The sequence below is a fragment of the Collimonas sp. genome, from assembly GCF_044339385.1.
Lineage (GTDB): Bacteria > Pseudomonadota > Gammaproteobacteria > Burkholderiales > Burkholderiaceae_D > Collimonas.
Genome location: NZ_JBIIVN010000036.1, coordinates 1 through 17997 on the forward strand (window position 1 = coordinate 1; position 17997 = coordinate 17997).

Annotated in this window: 14 protein-coding genes, 2 tRNA genes and 1 pseudogene; 2 read left to right on the forward strand and 15 right to left on the reverse strand. The window is 54.6% G+C overall.

Features of this window, described 5'->3' with window-relative positions; translation table 11 throughout:
• The 9 genes and pseudogenes from ACIQ0R_RS04395 to ACIQ0R_RS04435 all read right to left on the reverse strand — a co-directional run.
• Nucleotides 1–362: pseudogene (locus ACIQ0R_RS04395) on the reverse strand (hypothetical protein); the annotation flags it as partial.
• Nucleotides 363–731: 369 nt separating this feature from the next.
• Nucleotides 732–808: transfer RNA gene (locus ACIQ0R_RS04400), tRNA-Arg, on the reverse strand.
• Nucleotides 809–981: 173 nt separating this feature from the next.
• Nucleotides 982–1058: transfer RNA gene (locus tag ACIQ0R_RS04405), tRNA-Pro, on the reverse strand.
• A gap of 255 nt (nt 1059–1313) precedes the next feature.
• On the reverse strand, nt 1314–2573 hold the full coding sequence (gene phoR / locus ACIQ0R_RS04410; RefSeq protein ID WP_395824086.1) for a phosphate regulon sensor histidine kinase PhoR: 1260 nt from the start codon (nt 2571–2573) through the stop codon (nt 1314–1316).
• Nucleotides 2574–2619: 46 nt separating this feature from the next.
• Nucleotides 2620–3315: a winged helix-turn-helix domain-containing protein gene (locus ACIQ0R_RS04415; protein ID WP_395824088.1), complete on the reverse strand. Its 696-nt coding sequence runs from the start codon at nt 3313–3315 to the stop codon at nt 2620–2622.
• Nucleotides 3316–3460: 145 nt separating this feature from the next.
• Nucleotides 3461–4798 (reverse strand): phosphoglucosamine mutase, encoded by a 1338-nt coding sequence (gene glmM / locus ACIQ0R_RS04420; RefSeq protein WP_395824091.1) that lies wholly within the window; start codon nt 4796–4798, stop codon nt 3461–3463.
• A gap of 86 nt (nt 4799–4884) precedes the next feature.
• The gene (gene folP / locus ACIQ0R_RS04425) at nt 4885–5724 is read right to left on the reverse strand and encodes a dihydropteroate synthase (RefSeq protein WP_395824094.1); all 840 of its coding nucleotides are present in this window, start codon (nt 5722–5724) and stop codon (nt 4885–4887) included.
• Nucleotides 5725–5856: 132 nt separating this feature from the next.
• A complete protein-coding gene (ftsH, locus tag ACIQ0R_RS04430) occupies nt 5857–7743 on the reverse strand; it encodes an ATP-dependent zinc metalloprotease FtsH (RefSeq protein ID WP_395824097.1) in 1887 nt (628 codons plus the stop codon).
• Between the two features lie 135 nt (nt 7744–7878).
• Nucleotides 7879–8523 carry an RlmE family RNA methyltransferase gene (locus tag ACIQ0R_RS04435; RefSeq protein WP_061533132.1) on the reverse strand — a complete coding sequence of 215 codons (645 nt, stop codon included), beginning with the start codon at nt 8521–8523 and terminating at the stop codon, nt 7879–7881.
• Between the two features lie 31 nt (nt 8524–8554).
• On the opposite strand from ACIQ0R_RS04435, the gene ACIQ0R_RS04440 reads away from it, so the two are divergent.
• Complete coding sequence (locus ACIQ0R_RS04440) at nt 8555–9025, forward strand: YhbY family RNA-binding protein (protein ID WP_395824100.1); 471 nt, start codon at nt 8555–8557, stop codon at nt 9023–9025.
• Between the two features lie 97 nt (nt 9026–9122).
• Here the strand turns inward: ACIQ0R_RS04440 and ACIQ0R_RS04445 are convergent, their stop codons facing one another.
• The 5 genes from ACIQ0R_RS04445 to ACIQ0R_RS04465 form a co-directional block, all read right to left on the reverse strand.
• A complete protein-coding gene (locus tag ACIQ0R_RS04445) occupies nt 9123–9584 on the reverse strand; it encodes a DUF4149 domain-containing protein (RefSeq protein WP_395824103.1) in 462 nt (153 codons plus the stop codon).
• 65 nt (nt 9585–9649) lie between these two features.
• Nucleotides 9650–10126, reverse strand: a complete 477-nt coding sequence (greA, locus tag ACIQ0R_RS04450) for a transcription elongation factor GreA (RefSeq protein ID WP_395824106.1) — start codon at nt 10124–10126, stop codon at nt 9650–9652.
• Nucleotides 10127–10378: 252 nt separating this feature from the next.
• Nucleotides 10379–13600 carry a carbamoyl-phosphate synthase large subunit gene (carB, locus tag ACIQ0R_RS04455; RefSeq protein ID WP_395824109.1) on the reverse strand — a complete coding sequence of 1074 codons (3222 nt, stop codon included), beginning with the start codon at nt 13598–13600 and terminating at the stop codon, nt 10379–10381.
• On the reverse strand, nt 13593–14771 hold the full coding sequence (carA, locus tag ACIQ0R_RS04460) for a glutamine-hydrolyzing carbamoyl-phosphate synthase small subunit (protein WP_395824112.1): 1179 nt from the start codon (nt 14769–14771) through the stop codon (nt 13593–13595). The genes carB and carA overlap by 8 nt, the downstream gene beginning before the upstream one ends.
• A 652-nt stretch (nt 14772–15423) precedes the next feature.
• Entirely contained in the window at nt 15424–15831 is a 408-nt protein-coding gene (locus tag ACIQ0R_RS04465) for a heme-binding protein (RefSeq protein ID WP_395824115.1), read from the reverse strand.
• A 272-nt stretch (nt 15832–16103) separates the two neighbouring features.
• On the opposite strand from ACIQ0R_RS04465, the gene ACIQ0R_RS04470 reads away from it, so the two are divergent.
• On the forward strand, nt 16104–16667 hold the full coding sequence (locus ACIQ0R_RS04470; RefSeq protein WP_395824118.1) for a C40 family peptidase: 564 nt from the start codon (nt 16104–16106) through the stop codon (nt 16665–16667).
• Nucleotides 16668–16807: 140 nt separating this feature from the next.
• Here ACIQ0R_RS04470 and ACIQ0R_RS04475 read toward each other — a convergent pair whose 3' ends face one another.
• Entirely contained in the window at nt 16808–17740 is a 933-nt protein-coding gene (locus tag ACIQ0R_RS04475) for a patatin-like phospholipase family protein (RefSeq protein WP_395824120.1), read from the reverse strand.
• Between the last annotated feature and the right edge of the window lie 257 nt (nt 17741–17997).

The window sequence follows — 17997 nt, forward strand, 5'->3', positions numbered from 1 at the left end:
TGATCCTGCGCAAGCTGCGGCTTTTTTGCGCTGCGTTTCTGGTAATGCTTTGGCCGATGTGGCGTATGGCGACTGTCACGGCTTGAGACAATTATTGGGAAATGGGATTGTTCAGGGCGGACTATTGAAATTCGCAGCCAATCTTGCCTCCAAGTCGTAAAAAAATCCCACCCCTGCTCATTGGGCGGATAGTGCATGGCATCGACATACTCAGACCCAGCTACGGCTGGCTGCGAGGCGGTTGCCAGCAACATCAAGACAAAACCAAGAGCGCCAGCCAAACGACCGATGAGGGCATCAAACAAACCTTCGCAGAAAATGGGAGGCACTGGAAGTTGTGGCTGGCGGGTGAAAATATGCATGCAATTCTCCTCTGTTCAGGCTGACAAGAAATATACTCAGTGGACGTGTTCTGCCGGGCAGAAAGCGTCAAAAGAACGTCTGGCTGCATCTTGCAGTTGGACAAAGGCACTGCGCAATCAGCGCCGCCTTAACTTGACTGAAGCCTTAACGTAATAATTTCTGCAACGGGGTAAATCGTGCGCGGCAGATACGAATCCACGCCTCCAAAACAGGTTTTTTCGCCCAAGGAACATGAATGGGAATCGCGAAAATGATGAACGCTCACCACCGAACGATACGGCAACGGCGCCAAACATACTGAGCAGTGAATGGTGGGTACTGAGGGGGAGTCGAAACGACAGCAGGTGCGGGCAGTACAGGCAGAAAACTGGTCCGGCCGGAGGGAATCGAACCCCCAACATTTCGGGTAGAAGCCGAATGCTCTATCCAGTTGAGCTACGGCCGGATTAATCCGCCATTTGCTACGCTGATTCTGATCGCGAATACTTTACGAAAATATCTCTTAATGATCTCTTCGCATTTGATGCTCTTAGCGCTAATTGATACTGATTTTGATACCGATTTTTGTCAGCTGCAAATGAAAAACGGGCTGTCCGAAGACAGCCCGTTTTTTTAATGTGGTCGGAGTACAAGGATTCGAACCTTGGACCCCCTGGTCCCAAACCAGGTGCGCTACCGGGCTGCGCTACACTCCGAGAAGCAAGATAATAAACAGTATTCCGATTTTTGTCAAATTTTTATACAGAAAATTTTCTAAATTTTGCTGCAAAAACTAACCCAATAACGGCACTGCCAAACACTTATCCGCTGAAAAACCTGAGACACGTATTAGACCAGAATTTAGAAAAATATGCGACAAAAAATCGCATTTTTTAATAAAAAACCGAATCTTTTTTCGTCCTGCTCAAAACATCGGTAAATCATCAATTCAAAATTATTTATTCGATTAGTTAATCCTGCCGTGAGGCCAATTGCGCACGCTGAAAAATCACTTTGAAACAACTACCTTTGGCATACTCGGAGGTAATGTGAAGGTTTGCTCGATGGCGCAACAAGACGTGCTTTACAATCGCCAAACCGAGGCCGGTTCCCTGGGTTGAGCGCGAACGGGTTTTATCGACGCGATAAAAGCGTTCGGTCAATCGATCCAGATGCTCTGCAGCGATGCCGATGCCATCGTCGATAACACGCAATGTCGCGCCGTCATTTTCCATCCCCCAAATAACCGCAACATGACCGCCTTCGGGAGTGTAGCGAACAGCGTTCGATAAGAGGTTTGCAAATGCGCTTTCTAACTCATCGTGATTACCCTTGAGATCGACTTCCTGAGCCATCAAACTGATACTATGCCGGCCTGCGGATAACGCCATGGCCTCCTCAACCAACCGATTCAGCAGCGGCTTGATACGCACTGTATCAGCAGATGCTTGCTGCACCAACGACTCCAGCCTGGTCAACGTCAACATATCGGCCACCAAGCGGTGCATGCGCTGAGCTTGTTCAGCCATCAGCCGGAGCTGTTGCTGCCGGGTTTCCGCGCTCATCTCGCTGCTTAAGGCATGCTCTAGAAATCCATTGATGACGGTCAATGGCGTACGCAATTCGTGCGAAGCATTGGCGATAAAATCGCGTCGCATGATATCGGCCTTTTCGTTTTGCGTGACGTCGTGGGTAACTAAAATTTGGCGCCGATTTTCAAAGGAAATTAATTCCACCAGAATTTTTCGATCGCCATGCACGAACGGTAAAGGCCGGTCGAAACGACCCGACAACATGTAGTCAACGAAATCAGGGGAGCGAATCAGATTGGTCAGCAAGCGCCCTTCATCGCGCTCCAGATTGAGACCCAGATGCTTTTGCGCCGCCGGATTACACCACTCCAGATGCATCACTCCGTCAACGATGACCACGCCGTCGGGAAGCAGGCTCATGGTTTGCCGAAAGCGCGCCAACCATTCGGCCATCTCGGCCCGCGAACGGTCATCTTCGAGACGAATATCTTCCAGACGATCAAATGCATGTCGCCACAACCCCCAGGTTCGAGGGCGCGGAGCGCCTGGCGGGCGATCTATCCATCGCTCGATCTGGTACAACGACCACATCTGCAGAAACAACAGAACCGCCAGGGACAGGCTAAAAAAACCAGACCGATCCTGATGCCGCAGATGGCACCGATCGCCACTGCGATCAACAACAACAAACCAAACCATAACAGCGCCGGCACCCAGAATTTGTTTGTGGCACGGGTGCTGATGATCACGTGGCTGGTTCCGCGTTGAGCTTATAGCCCACGCCCCGAACTGTTTTCACATAGTCTGCCGCTACCCCGAGCGATTTGCGCAAACGCATGATGTGAACATCGACTGTACGCTCCTCGATGAAAGTATGGTCGCCCCAGACCTTGTCGAGCAATTGAGCGCGCGAGAAAATCCGGTCAGGATGCGCAATCAGGAAGCGCAGCAATTTGAATTCGGCCTGATCCAGTTCTACTTCCCGATTATCAACGCTAACCTGATAACGATCAGTATCGATGCGGATCAGCCCGAGAGTGAGCATGCTCTGTCCGAGCTCAGGCACTTTGCGTCGCAACAGCGCCTGAATCCGGGCAATCAGCTCGCGTGGCGAGAATGGCTTGGTGACATAGTCGTCGGCACCGGCATTGAGCCCTCTGACCTTGTCCTCATCCATTCCCTTGGCCGTCAGCATGATGACTGGCAAAGTGGCGCTGCGGGGCTGTGCGCGCCACTCCTGCAACAGCACCAGACCGGATGTGTCCGGCAACATCCAGTCCAGCAATACGGCTTGCGGCAATACGCCGCCAATGGCCTGGCGCGCCTCGCTTGCACTATAGGCGATCTCGCAGGAGAAACCGGCATCGTCTAGCGTAAAACGCAATAGCTCGGCGATGCCAGGCTCGTCTTCTACAATCAGAATGTGAGTTTGATATTTCATTAAATTTACTGAAGGACCAGTCATCGCGGCGATATAGCGTGGCGGGCTTTCCTGTTTTCAACTGATTAAGCAAAAAATTCAGGGCAGCGCGATATTGCCACATGAAAGGCGCAAGCGGCTCCCCGGTCGGTATTCAACTGAGCAATCACATCCCCACTTTATCGGCAATCCGACGCGCGGCGGCTTGAGCCTGCTCGGCATCCTTCGCCTCGACCATCACCCTGATCAGGGGTTCAGTACCAGAGGCGCGGATCAGCACGCGCCCATTATCCCCGAGTTCGCGTTCGACAGCGTTCCTCTCCGCCACCATCGCCGGATTTTTCTGCCAGTCGAAACCAGCGCTGACGGTGACGTTGATCAAGGTTTGCGGATACAGCGCAATGTCTGCGGTCAGCTCCGCCAGCGTTTGACCGTGGCGCTTCAACGCCGACAACACTTGCAGCGCAGAGACGATACCGTCGCCGGTGGTGTGCTTATCGAGACACAACAGATGCCCCGAACCTTCTCCACCCAGAGCCCAGCCTCGCTCTTTCATCATTTCCAGCACATAGCGGTCGCCAACCTTGGCCCGCGCAAATTCGACGCCCATTTTACGGAACGCCACTTCCAGTGCCATATTGGTCATCAGCGTGCCGACCGCGCCCTTTACCGGCCCTGTCTTCATGCGATCCTTGACCATCACATACAACAGCTCGTCACCGTTATAAATGCGGCCGCTTGCATCCACCATCAAAAGGCGATCGGCGTCACCATCCAGAGCAATGCCGATATCTGCATGATTGGAGCGCACTGCCAGCGCCAGCGCATCCGGCGCTGTAGCGCCGAAACCGGCATTGATATTGAAGCCGTTGGGCTGATTGCCGATGGCGATCACCTCGGCACCCAGCTCATGGAAAACGAAGGGCGCAATGTGATATGCCGCGCCATGCGCGCTATCGACGACAATGCTCAGGCCACGCAGGTCGAGCTCATTCGGAAAAGTACTCTTGCAGAATTCAATATAACGCCCGGCGGCGTCGTCAAGCCGCTTTGCCTTACCCAATTTATCAGAGGTTACGCACTCCATCGGCAAATCCAGAGCAGCTTCGATGGCTGTTTCCACCGCATCCGGCAACTTATTGCCCTGCGCCGAAAAGAACTTGATGCCGTTGTCTTCATACGGGTTATGCGAAGCAGAAATCACAACCCCGGCAGAAAGACGCAAAGCCCGCGTCAAATAGGCAATCGCCGGCGTCGGCATCGGCCCCGCCAGCATCACATCAACCCCGGCGGCAGCAAAACCAGCCTCCAATGCCGCCTCAAGCATATAACCGGATACACGCGTATCCTTGCCGATCAACACGGTCGGCTTGGCCGCCGCAGATTCGGCCTGAGCCAGCACTTTGCCGGCCGCGTAGCCGAGTCTCATCACAAAATCGGGGGTGATCGGCGCGATGCCGACCCGACCACGTACACCGTCGGTACCAAAATATCTTCTTGTCATCTCAATTTCACTCATTTATTTTTTTGTGGATTGTGTCTCTAGCGAACCGATAGCATCCCGTCAGGATTGTGCAAAGCAGTTATGATTCAGCGTGCTGCCTGCCAGACCTTGAGCGCATCGACCGTCTCAGCAACGTCGTGCACGCGAACGATCTTGGCACCACGGGCAACTGCAGCCAAAGCAGTCGCCAGGCTGCCTGCCAGTCGTTTTTCTAAAGGTTTACCGGTCAACTCACCCAGCATGCTCTTGCGCGACATACCTGCCAGCAAAGGCAAGTCCAGACGCTCCTGAATTACATCAACGCTTTGCAACAAAGCAACATTATGCGCCAATGTCTTGCCAAAGCCAAAGCCTGGATCAATGCTGATACGATTTCGCGCAACACCGCCCTGCTCTAGCGCAGTAACGCGTTCTCTCAGGAAGTCGATCACTTGCGTCACCACATCCTGGTATCGCGGATTAAGCTGCATGGTTTGAGGGTCAGCCTGCATATGCATGACGCACAGGCCGCAATCACTCTCCGCGACGGCTTGCAGGGCTCCCGGAGCGCGAAATGCGTTGATATCGTTGATCAGATCGGCGCCGGCAGCAATTGCCTCGCGCATCACCAGCGGTTTGTAAGTATCGATCGAAAGCGGCTTACCGCAGTCGCGCAGCGCATAAATTGCCGGCATGACCCGATCCAGCTCTTCTTCCAGCGACAACGCAGGACTGCCGGGACGACTGGATTCGCCGCCGATATCGATGATATCGACACCATCCGCAATCATTTGTTCGGCATGCGATAGCGCGCACTCTAGCGAATGGAATCTACCACCATCGGAAAAGGAATCTGGCGTGACATTGAGGATGCCCATTACCAAGGGCCGCGCGCCGGGCGTATTCAATGGCAACCGATAACGGCCACATTGCAGGTATTGTTGCATTTTGGAAAACGAGAAATCTCGGGAACAGGAACGTTACACAAATAAAAAGGGTGAGGATCGCTCCTCACCCTTTGCTATAAGAATCAATTACAGTTGTCACCATATGCGCCAATCATGCGCATCGCCCGGCTATCAGGCTGGCGCCGTCGCGTTCGGCGAAACGCCGCCAGAAGAATTGTCGCTAGGCGTCTTACGCACCGAGCTGCCAGGCTTCGGCAAGCGTGGCTCAAGGCCTTCCATAATGGCATTGATCTGGTCTGCATCAATGGTTTCCCAATCGAGCAGCGCTTTTGTCATTGCCTCGACCTTGTCCCGGTTTTCCTCCAGCAGACGACGCGACAACGCATATTGCTGATCGAGGATACTGCGGATTTCGGTATCCACTTTTTGCTGAGTAGCTTCGGAAACCGTCTTCGACGACATCCGACCGAAATACGCATCTTGCTCCGTATCTTCGTACACCATGGTACCAAGGGTTTCAGACATGCCATAGCGGGTCACCATGGCTCGTGCCAGCTTGGTGGCGCGTTCGAAGTCATTCGATGCGCCGGTCGACATCTGGTGCATGAAAATTTCTTCTGCGATGCGGCCGCCGAACAGGATAGCGATTTCCTCGAGCATCTTATCCTTGTACATGTTGACACGGTCATGCTCGGGCAGTTGCCAGGTCAGGCCAAGTGCAAAGCCACGCGGCATGATGGTGACCTTGTGAACAGGATCGGCTTTCGGCAACAGTTTAGCCACTACAGCATGGCCGGATTCATGGTACGCGGTGTTACGACGTTCCTCTTCACGCATCACAGCCGACTTGCGCTCAGGGCCCATGACGATCTTGTCCTTGGCGTCTTCGAAATCCTGCATTTCCACCAGACGTTTGGCGCGCCGGGCCGCAAACAGCGCAGCTTCGTTGACCAGATTGGCCAGATCGGCGCCAGAGAAGCCAGGAGTGCCGCGCGCCAGTATATCGGCCTTGACGTCGGTAGAAATCGGTACCTTGCGCATATGCACGTTGAGGATCTGCTCACGACCACGAATGTCCGGCAAACCAACCACCACCTGACGGTCGAAGCGGCCGGGACGCAGCAGGGCCTTGTCCAGCACATCGGAACGGTTAGTGGCAGCAATCACAATCACGCCCGAATTAGCTTCAAAACCATCCATCTCGACGAGCATCTGGTTCAATGTCTGTTCGCGCTCATCGTTACCGCCGCCCATACCGGCGCCGCGATGACGGCCAACTGCATCGATTTCATCGATGAAGATAATGCAGGGAGCGTGCTTCTTGGCGTTCTCGAACATGTCGCGCACACGTGACGCACCGACACCAACAAACATTTCAACGAAATCGGAGCCGGAAATCGTGAAGAAGGGCACCTTGGCTTCTCCGGCAATCGCACGGGCCAGCAAGGTTTTACCCGTGCCTGGGGGGCCTACCATCAGCACGCCATGAGGGATGCGTCCGCCCAGCTTCTGGAACTTGGTTGGGTCGCGTAAGAAATCCACCAGTTCGGATACTTCTTCCTTGGCCTCGTCGCAACCGGCGACATCGGCAAAGGTTACCGAATTGCTGTTTTCATCGAGCATGCGCGCTTTCGACTTGCCGAACGAGAAAGCACCACCCTTGCCACCGCCCTGCATCTGACGCATGAAGAAAATCCAGACGCCGAGCAACAGGATCATCGGGAACCAGGAGATGAAAATCTGTTGCAGGAAAGACGGTTCTTCCGGCTGCTTGACATCGAACTTGACGTTGTTATTGATCAGGTCGCCTACCAGGCCACGATCCAGCGTCGTGGCGGCAGTCTTGACCTTCTTGCCGTCCGAAGTGGTAGCGACAATGCTACGGTCTTCAATGACCGCATCGGTGATGTGCCCTGACCGTACTTCATTAATGAAGTCGGAATAAGCCATCGGCGCAGCGCCACTGGCTAGTCCGCGTCCATCAAACTGCTTGAACACGGTGAAAAGCACGAGGGCAATAACCACCCAGATGGCGGCTTTGGAAAACATATTGTTCACTAGAACTCCTTGGACGCACTACGCGCCTGACATAGATACAGCATCGACATATTCTAGGAATTTACTCGGAATAGGCGGCGCTTGCTAGGTAGGATATGCGGCCTCACCAGTGAATAATCAAGGAAAACTTGAGAACTATCGCGGATTTTTTAATATCTTTCCAAGCAAGAAGATTTCCGACGACTTATCGCGGCTGGCTTTCGGCTTTCTGGAGGCTACTGTTTTGAATTCTTGACGAAACTTCATCAACACTTCATTGTAGCCGGTACCATTGAAGCATTTTGCCAACAGCGCGCCGCCTGGCTTCATGTGCTGCTGCGCAAATTCAATTGCCAAATCGATAATCTCCTCAACCCGCGCCGCGTCGGATATGGCAATTCCGGATAAATTCGGCGCCATGTCGGACAATACCAGATCTACCTTGCGCCCCTCCAGCAAGCGCTCCAGACGTTGCAGACTCTCTGCCTCGCGGAAATCGCCCTGGATGAAATGGACATCGGCAATCGGCTCCATCGGTAAGATGTCGAGCCCGATAATCATGCCGTGGATACCGCCACCGTCCTGCCCGGCCAGTTTGTTGCGGGCATACTGCGACCAGCTGCCCGGGGTCGACCCAAGGTCGACAATAATCTGACCAGGCTTGATCAGCTTGTCCAATTCGTCGATTTCTTTTAGCTTATAAGCAGCGCGCGCACGGTAGCCTTCTTTTTGCGCCAGCTTCACATAAGGATCGTTAATGTGGTCGTGCAGCCAGTTTTTGTTTAATTTCTTCTTTGCCATTCGCGTAGAATACCGTTTTTAAGGAATTTTTATGTTGAAACTTACATCTGCCGAGCGCAGCGAGCTCCGTTCCCAAGCCCACGGACTCAATCCAGTGATACTGATCAGTGAAGATGGCCTGAAACCGTCCCTGATGAAGGAGATTGATCTCAATTTGAATGCGCATGGCCTGATTAAAGTACGTGTATTCGGTGATGATCGCGAAGCACGGATTGCTATCTACGGAACCATTTGCGAGAAACTCGGTGCTGCACCGATACAACACATCGGCAAACTGCTGGTTCTGTATCGCCCGCAGAAAGATGCCGTTAAAGAGCATAGCGAAACCCGCGGCAAAGGCATGCGTGAAGTCACCATCGTCAAACCAAGCCCAAGCGGCACCAAGCGGCCGTCAGTAACCAAGGTTATGGTCAAGGGCAACGAGCGCGTGACACAAGGCGGCAACATCAAACGCGCCAAGCCGCGCCAGAAGAGTAGCAAGAAATCGGCATTGGGCCGTTAATGCCAGGCCGCCCCGGCAGCCACAGGACATTCATATTCAGGGGGCCGTATTCCGCTACGGCGGCGCAGGCTCTCTGCCAGCGCCCTTCCCCTTGCCTCTAGCGCAAGCTGCGCAGCTTCAAGACCAGCCCGACCCCTAGCAATCCCTGAATCAGATAAATCCCACTGGCAGCGCCATGCAGGATGCCAAACTGGGTTCTGGCGCTATCGCTCATGACGCCACCGGTCAAGGCTGCCGCTTCGCGCAAGCTGGCCATGAAAGGCTGCAAACCGAAATAGCCGAGCAGGTTACAGGCCGGCATCAACAAGGTCAGATGCAGCAAGGTTTTACGCAGCGGCGCCGAGTCGTCATGGGTGCGGTAGCTAAACAACATGATCAGCAGCAGGCCACATGCAAGCGCCAGCCAGGCTTCAATGCGAAACAGGTTGCCGGCGATCGTGCCTGCCAGCGCCCGGTCGGACAAGGTGCCAAACAGAGTCGGCGCAACCAGACCGCCCATGGTCCACAAACTACCGACCCACAAGGTGGTGATTAACAATCTGAATCGCACTACAAACATTGCCGCTCCCGGATGTTCTGATTGAATGCCAAGGTGACGCCGCCGGGCGTCGTCATCGCCGCGCTTTAAATGTAGCGAACTTCCAGGATTTCATATTCACGAATACCGGATGGCGCCTGCACGCCCACCACGTCACCCGCCGTCTTGCCGATCAGCGCACGGGCGATCGGCGAAGTCACGGAAACCTTCGACAGCTTGATATCGGCCTCATCGGTGCCGACGATTTGATAGGTGACCTTGTCGCCCGATTCCAGATCCTCCAGATCAACAGTCGAGGCGAACACCACACGACCATCGGCATCCAGAGTTGCCGGATCAATGATCTGCGCAGCACCCAACTTTCCTTCCAGATCTGCGATCCGACCTTCGACAAAACCTTGTCGCTCTTTCGCTGCATCGTAATCCGCGTTTTCGGAGAGATCGCCATGCGCACGCGCTTCGGCGATGGCTTTGATGACAGCCTGACGCTCTTTCGTCTTCAAATGATGGAGTTCGTCTTTCAACAATTGCGCGCCATGCTTGGTAAGAGGTACTGAGCTCATAGGAGTGATATTCAACAAATATTAAATAGAGGAACCTCGAAAAACCTACTGCACGCTATAGTTTTTCGAGCCCTCAGGGTTTATAACATACGCAACAAAAGGTCACGGAGGCCAAAAGCGAATCCCAAAAGGGTGCGCTTATGACCTCCGCAGGAGCTTCTCATTGCTAGATTGTACGTTTTGGGGACTTCCGGCGAATTATTGCAAGCCGAAAGCGATTCAGGATGCGCCTAGGCACACCCTGATTTGACCTTAGTGTAAGGTTTTATGCAGGCCTTGTAAATCATAGACATGCAACTCGTCCAGATGACGCATGCCCTCGACCGCCGCTTCCGCACCGGCAATCGTGGTGTAGGTCGTGGCATGCGCTGCCAGCGCCGAGGTCCGGATTGCGCGTGAATCGACGATGGCGCTGCGTTTTTCCTCAACCGTGTTGATCACCAATGAAATCTCATTGTTCTTGATCATGTCAACCACGTGCGGACGTCCCTCGACCACCTTGTTGACGGTATCCACCGACACGCCGGCAGCAGCGATTGCCGCCGCTGTGCCCTTGGTCGCCACAACCGTGAAGCCAAGCGCCACCAGGTCCTTGGCAACCTGCACCGCACGCGGCTTGTCGCTGCCCTTGACGCTGAGGAACACCTTGCCCGACTTCGGAAACTTGATACCGGCACCCAACTGCGACTTGACGAATGCTTCGCCGAAGGTCTTGCCGACGCCCATCACTTCGCCGGTCGATTTCATTTCCGGGCCAAGAATGGTGTCGACACCCGGGAACTTGACGAACGGGAAAACAGCTTCCTTGACGCTGAAGTATTTCGGCACGACCTCGCCCTTGATACCTTGACTGTCGAGCGACTGGCCAACCATGCAGCGCGCGGCAATCTTGGCCAGTTGCAAACCGGTTGCCTTGGACACGAAAGGTACGGTACGCGAAGCGCGCGGATTGACTTCCAGTACGAACACGACATCCTGGCCATCAATCTGTTGAATCGCGAACTGCACGTTCATCAGGCCGACCACGTTCAAGCCCTTGGCCATCAACGCGGTCTGACGTTTGATCTTCTCGATGGTCGCCTGCGCCAGCGAGTATGGCGGCAACGAGCAAGCCGAGTCGCCCGAGTGTACGCCAGCCTGCTCAATATGCTCCATGACGCCGCCGATGAATGTCCGCTTACCGTCGGACAAGCAATCGACATCGACTTCAATAGCGTCGTTCAGGAAGCGATCCAGCAACACCGGGGAGTCGTGCGAGACCTTGACCGCTTCGCGCATATAGCGCTCCAGATCGCGTTGCTCGTGGACGATTTCCATCGCGCGGCCACCCAGCACATAGGACGGGCGCACTACCAGCGGATAACCGATTTCCTGCGCCAGACGCAACGCATCTTCTTCCGTGCGCGCGGTGCGGTTAGGCGGCTGGCGCAGACTCAAGTCATGCAACAGCTTCTGGAAACGCTCGCGGTCTTCAGCTGCATCGATCATGTCAGGCGAAGTACCAACGATAGGCACGCCGTTGGCCTCCAGATCCAGCGCCAGCTTCAACGGCGTCTGACCGCCGTACTGCACGATCACGCCGTATGGCTTTTCCTTGTCGACGATTTCCAACACGTCTTCCAGCGTCACCGGCTCGAAATACAGACGGTCAGAAGTGTCGTAATCGGTCGATACGGTTTCCGGGTTGCAGTTGACCATGATGGTCTCGTAACCGTCTTCACGCATCGCCAGGGCCGCATGAACGCAACAGTAATCGAATTCGATACCCTGGCCGATGCGGTTCGGACCGCCGCCCAGAACCATGATCTTCTTCTTGTCCGTCGGGTTCGATTCGCACTCTTCCTCATAGGTCGAGTACATGTAAGCGGTATTGGTCGAGAATTCACCGGCACAGGTATCAACGCGCTTGTAGACCGGGCGCACATTCAAGGCCTGACGCTTCTTGCGAACTTCGGTATCAGTGGTCTTGAGCAGCTTGGCCAGGCGACGATCACCAAAGCCCTTTTGCTTCAGACGGAACAAGGTGTCGCGATCCAGCGCTTCGATCGTCTGGCTGTTTTCCAGCCACAGCTCGATATCGACGATTTCCTTGATCTGCGACAGGAACCATGGATCGATATGGGTCAGTTGATGAACTTCTTCCAGAGTAAAGCCCTGGGCGAATGCATCGCCGACATACCAGATACGATCCGGGCCCGGCTCGCCGAGTTCTTCTTCGATAACTTCGCGGTCCTGGGTCTTTTCGTTCATGCCGTCGACGCCGACTTCGAGGCCGCGCAAGGCTTTCTGAAACGATTCCTGGAAGGTACGACCGATCGCCATCACCTCGCCAACCGATTTCATCTGAGTGGTCAGATGGTTATCGGCGGTAGGAAATTTTTCAAACGCAAAACGCGGAATCTTGGTGACCACGTAATCGATCGATGGCTCGAACGATGCTGGCGTGGCGCCGCCGGTGATTTCGTTGCGCAATTCATCCAGCGTGAAACCAACCGCCAGCTTGGCCGCGATCTTGGCGATAGGGAAACCGGTCGCTTTCGAAGCCAATGCGGAAGAACGCGATACGCGCGGGTTCATTTCAATGACGATCATGCGGCCATCGGCCGGATTGACCGAGAACTGCACATTGGAACCGCCCGTATCGACGCCAATCTCGCGCAACACCGCCAGCGAGGCGTTACGCATGATCTGGTACTCCTTGTCGGTCAGCGTTTGCGCCGGTGCGACCGTGATCGAGTCGCCGGTATGCACGCCCATCGGATCCAGGTTTTCGATCGAGCAGACGATGATGCAGTTGTCCGCCTTGTCGCGCACCACTTCCATCTCATATTCTTTCCAGCCAATCAGCGATTCCTCGATCAGCAGCTCCTTGGTCGGCGATGCCTCCAGACCGCGCTTACAGATGGTTTCGAACTCTTCCGCGTTGTAAGCGATACCGCCGCCGGTGCCGCCCATGGTGAACGAAGGACGGATGATCACAGGGAAGCCGAGTTCCTTCTGCACGCTCCACGATTCATCCATCGTGTGGGCGACCCCTGAGCGGGCCGAACCGAGGCCGATCTTGGTCATTGCAGCCTTGAACTTGGAACGGTCTTCCGCCTTGTCGATGGCTTCCGGCGAGGCACCGATCAGCCCAACCTCGTATTTTTCCAGGATGCCGTGGCGATGCAGGTCCAGCGCGCAGTTCAGCGCGGTCTGGCCACCCATGGTCGGCAAGATCGCATCCGGCTTCTCCTTGGCGATGATGCGCTCAACCGCTTGCCAGGTGATTGGCTCAATGTAGGTAACATCGGCCATCTCCGGGTCGGTCATAATGGTTGCAGGGTTGCTGTTGACCAGAATCACCTTGTAACCCTCTTCGCGCAGCGCCTTGCAGGCCTGGGCCCCGGAATAGTCGAACTCGCAAGCCTGACCGATGATGATCGGACCGGCACCGATGATCAGAATACTTTTTAAATCACTACGCTTAGGCATTTTTATTTTTCTCCAACATCGTTTGATTCATCGATTGAATGAAACGATCGAACAAGGGGGCGATGTCATGCGGGCCTGGCGACGCTTCCGGATGGCCCTGGAAGCAAAATGCCGGCTTGTCGGTGCGGGCAAAACCTTGCAGCGAACCGTCGAACAGCGACACGTGGGTAACGCGGCAATTCGCCGGCAGGGTCGCGCCATCGACGGCAAAGCCGTGATTTTGCGATGTAATCAGCACTTGCTTGCTATAGAGATCCTGCACCGGATGATTGGCGCCGTGATGGCCGAACTTCATCTTAAGCGTCTTGGCGCCGGAAGCCAGGGCCATGATCTGGTGACCAAGGCAGATGCCGAAGGTTGGCACACCGCGCTCGATGAGCTCCTTGGCAGCAGCAATCGCATAATCGCACGGCTCCGGATCACCAGGACCATTGGACAGGAAAATCCCGTCAGGATTGAGCGCCAGTGCATCAGCAGCCGAAGCCTGGGCCGGCAGCACGGTAATCTTGCAGCCGCGTTGCGCCAGCATGCGCAAGATGTTGAACTTGACGCCGTAGTCAAAGGCAACGACGTGGTACTTGGGGGTAATCTGCTGATCGTAGCCACGACCGAGGCGCCATTCCGTCTCGCTCCAGCTATAGGCCTTGGCGGTCGACACGACCTTTGCCAGATCCATGCCGGCCAAGCCTGGGAAAGCCCGCGCCAGTTCAAGCGCCTTGGCTGTAGCGACGGCAATATCGGCCTCGCCGGCGACGATGGCGCCGCCCTGGGCGCCTTTTTCGCGCAGGATGCGGGTCAGTTTGCGCGTATCGATACCAGCGATGGCGACAATATTCGATTCCTGCAAATAGGCATCCAGCGTTTGGGTGGAGCGAAAATTCGACACCAGCCGCGGCAAATCGCGAATGATGAGACCGGCGGCGTGAATCTGCGAGGATTCGACATCCTCCTTGTTGACGCCGGTATTGCCGATATGCGGATAAGTGAGAGTGACGATCTGACGGCTGTAGCTTGGATCGGTGAGAATTTCCTGATAGCCGGTCATGGCGGTGTTGAAAACGACTTCACCAGTCGTATTGCCAACGGCGCCAATCGAAATACCTTGGAAAATCGTCCCATCTGCTAGCGCGAGGATGGCCGGTACGGTGAGGCCAGAAAAAAATGGCTGCAAGGAGTAACTCCTGATGTTGTTACCGCCGCTGCGCTGCGCCAAACGACCGTTATGAAACCCCAAACAGTGACGGTTTGGCGGCCTTAAATAGTCTTTTTGGGACGAGATTGAGGAGGTATGCGCTACGGCGGAGTAAATTGGGCTAAGCCCTGCAATTATAGCTGAGAACACCCTCTCCGGCAATCCGAACCGGTGTCAACTTCGGCGATTTTTGCATGAAAAATGACCAAAAACACAAGTCGTGGCTCAGTTGACAACAAACTGAAGAGCGATGTCGGCAACCATTACGCTTGCCGCCGCCCTACCGTGCTCTTACCGCGCTCTTACCCAGCGCCTTATCGGCCTCTTTACTGGCCTGTTAATCCAGCAGTAAATCCGGCAGCACCACCAAAGCATCAAGGAATCAAGGAATCAAGGAATCAAGGAATCAAGGAATCAAGGAATCAAGGAATCAAGGAATCAAGGAATCAAGGAGTCATTGCCAATTCGCCAGCCCGACATGCAAACAAAGCAAGTTGGCTGACCCGCAATAAAAGTAAAAGATACAGCCGTGCATTGTCCGCACCAAAACAGACAATCACCGAGCACACACTGACGGCGTCAGTGCTGGCGTCGGTTCATGCTATTTCGAAAGTTGTATCAGGGATCAAAATTATGCGCTTAGCGCAGCAATGCCAGCCTTGGCGATTTGCACATCTTCAGTCGATTTGACACCGGAAACACCAACCGCGCCCAGATATTGGTCATCGACCAGAATCGGCACACCACCCTCCAGCAAACCATCCAGGTTTGGTGCAGTGATGAAAGAAAAACGACCGTTATTAATCATATCTTCATAAATTTTCGATTCGCGCTGACCGAGCGCCGAAGTCTTGGCCTTGGCCGGTGCGATATGCGCCGAAATCGGTGCGGCACCGTCCATGCGCTGCAACCACAGCAGATGACCGCCGTCGTCCACGATCGAAATGGTCACCGCCCAACGGTTTGCCAGCGCCTCAGCTTCAGCCGCTGCTGCAATTTTCTTGACGTCGTCAAGTGTCAAAACATGCTTCGATTTCATTTTCGCTCCTTGTAAAAATAACGACTGATTGTACTTTAGTGCCCGTCAATAGACAGCAGGATCACGGCAAATCGATGATTTTATTTCCGGCATAACACTTAACACTTGCTTAAAAGCAGAGTCGCGAAATACTCAGGAACTTTTGATCTCGATTTATCGTCTTGACATGCTTGGATACAAAGCCATATCGATATGCGGCTATCAAACTTGACAGCCGCTCCTTATTCACTTACATTCGTGCGATCGTAATGTTCCAGAGCCGACCAATAACGATGACGACCAAAGAAGCTTCTCCCCTATTTCAGAACGTGGCGCTTGCGTGCGCGTTGGTTGCGGGCCTGTTGCTGTGTTCGCCGGCTCACGCTTCCGATATCACAGATATCGATACACGCCCACAAATGAGCAGCGCCCGCAGCAAACTCCAGCAGCTTACCGATAGGGCATCGGAACTGGCCGTCAGCGCGATGGGCATGCTCGGCATTCACTACAAATACGGCGGCAACAACCCGGAAAACGGCCTCGATTGCAGCGGTCTGGTACGCTATGTATTCAAGGATGCATGGGGCGTCAATGTGCCGCGCACAGCAGTGGAATTAAGCCGCAGCGGAGAAAAAATCGACACCCAGGATTTACAGCCGGGCGACTTGGTGTTCTACAACACGCTGCGCCGCAGCTTCTCACACGTTGGCATCTACTTGGGCGACAATAAATTCATCCACGCGCCTCGAGCCGGCGGCAAGGTTCGCATCGAGAGCATGGACATGGCCTATTGGAAAGCCCGCTTCAACGGCGCTCGGCGTATCAGCGATCCTGAACCAGACGGCGAGAAGCACTAGTCACGTCGGCCGTCACACTAGCCGCTTACAGAATATGAAAAAGCGCCCGCAGATTCGGTATCTGCGGGCGCTTCTTGTTTTTATCGGCAAAAGCGAATCCAGGTCTTGGTTTGCCAACACATTCGCTGACACCGCAGCAATTACTCTTCGCGCTTGTCCTTCAACTTTTTCTTGATCACGGCCATTTGCGCCATCGCGGCCTGCTCCCCGGCCAGAATCGCCGTATTGCGAGCAGCAAAGTCATTGCCCTTCATAGCCCCCAACTCGGGACGAATAACGATGTCGGCATCCTTGAGCTCATAGTTGTTGATGCTTTGCCCCATGATGGCAAAAGTTTGCAGCAACACATCGACCGAACTCGACGCTGCCTGCGCCTCCGGCGACGCCGAAATATTGACCGCAATGACAAAATCAGCACCCATTTCACGCGCAAAACGCGCCGGCACCGGCGACACCAGGCCGCCGTCGACATATTGACGACCACCGATATTGACCGATTGAAATACTCCAGGAACGGCCGACGAGGCGCGCACGGCAAGGCCGGTATTACCGCGACGGAACAGGATCGGCACGCCGCTTTGCAAGTCCGTAGCAACGGCGCCGAACGGTATCTTCAATTGCTCAATAGGGATATTGTGCAGGGTCTTGTTGACATAGTTTTGGATCGCCTCGCCTTTCAGGACCCCGCTGACCTTGGCAAAGAATGGCACCGACCAATCGGAAATCGCGGCTTCGTCCATCTGCAAAGCGATCTTCTGTAGCGCAAAACCGTTGTTACCTGCGGCATAAATGGCGCCAACAACGCTGCCGGCACTGGTGCCCACCACGATGTCGGGCACGATTCCTTGCGACTCCAGCGCCTTGATCACACCGATATGGGCAAAACCACGCGCAGCGCCGCCGCCCAGCGCCAGGCCGATCTTTATGGGCCTGCTGGCTTTGGGCGTACTGACCAGCGGCGGCGACGCCACCGGCGCGGTCTGGCTTGGCGCCAGAATCGGGCTACTAGTGCAGGCGGTCAGCGTGGCGCAAAAAGCCAGAGCGATGGATGGCAGCAAACGAAGATGAGACATGGAGGGATTTGGCAAGAAAATGGGAAAGGCAAATGGCGACAATATTCCATCATCGACAGCATGGCCATATCACCACCGGACATGTCCAGCCGCTGAATTGTAGCCGATGTTGTCCACTTCAGCCGCATTACGGAGGGTGTGCTGGATTTTGTGTAAACGGAATTTCGTTTAATTCGGCTTCATCCGTTCTTCAAACTGGATAGTGAAGCGGTTAAGTGCTCCCTTCCAGTCCCGCAATGGCATCGTCCACTTCTTGC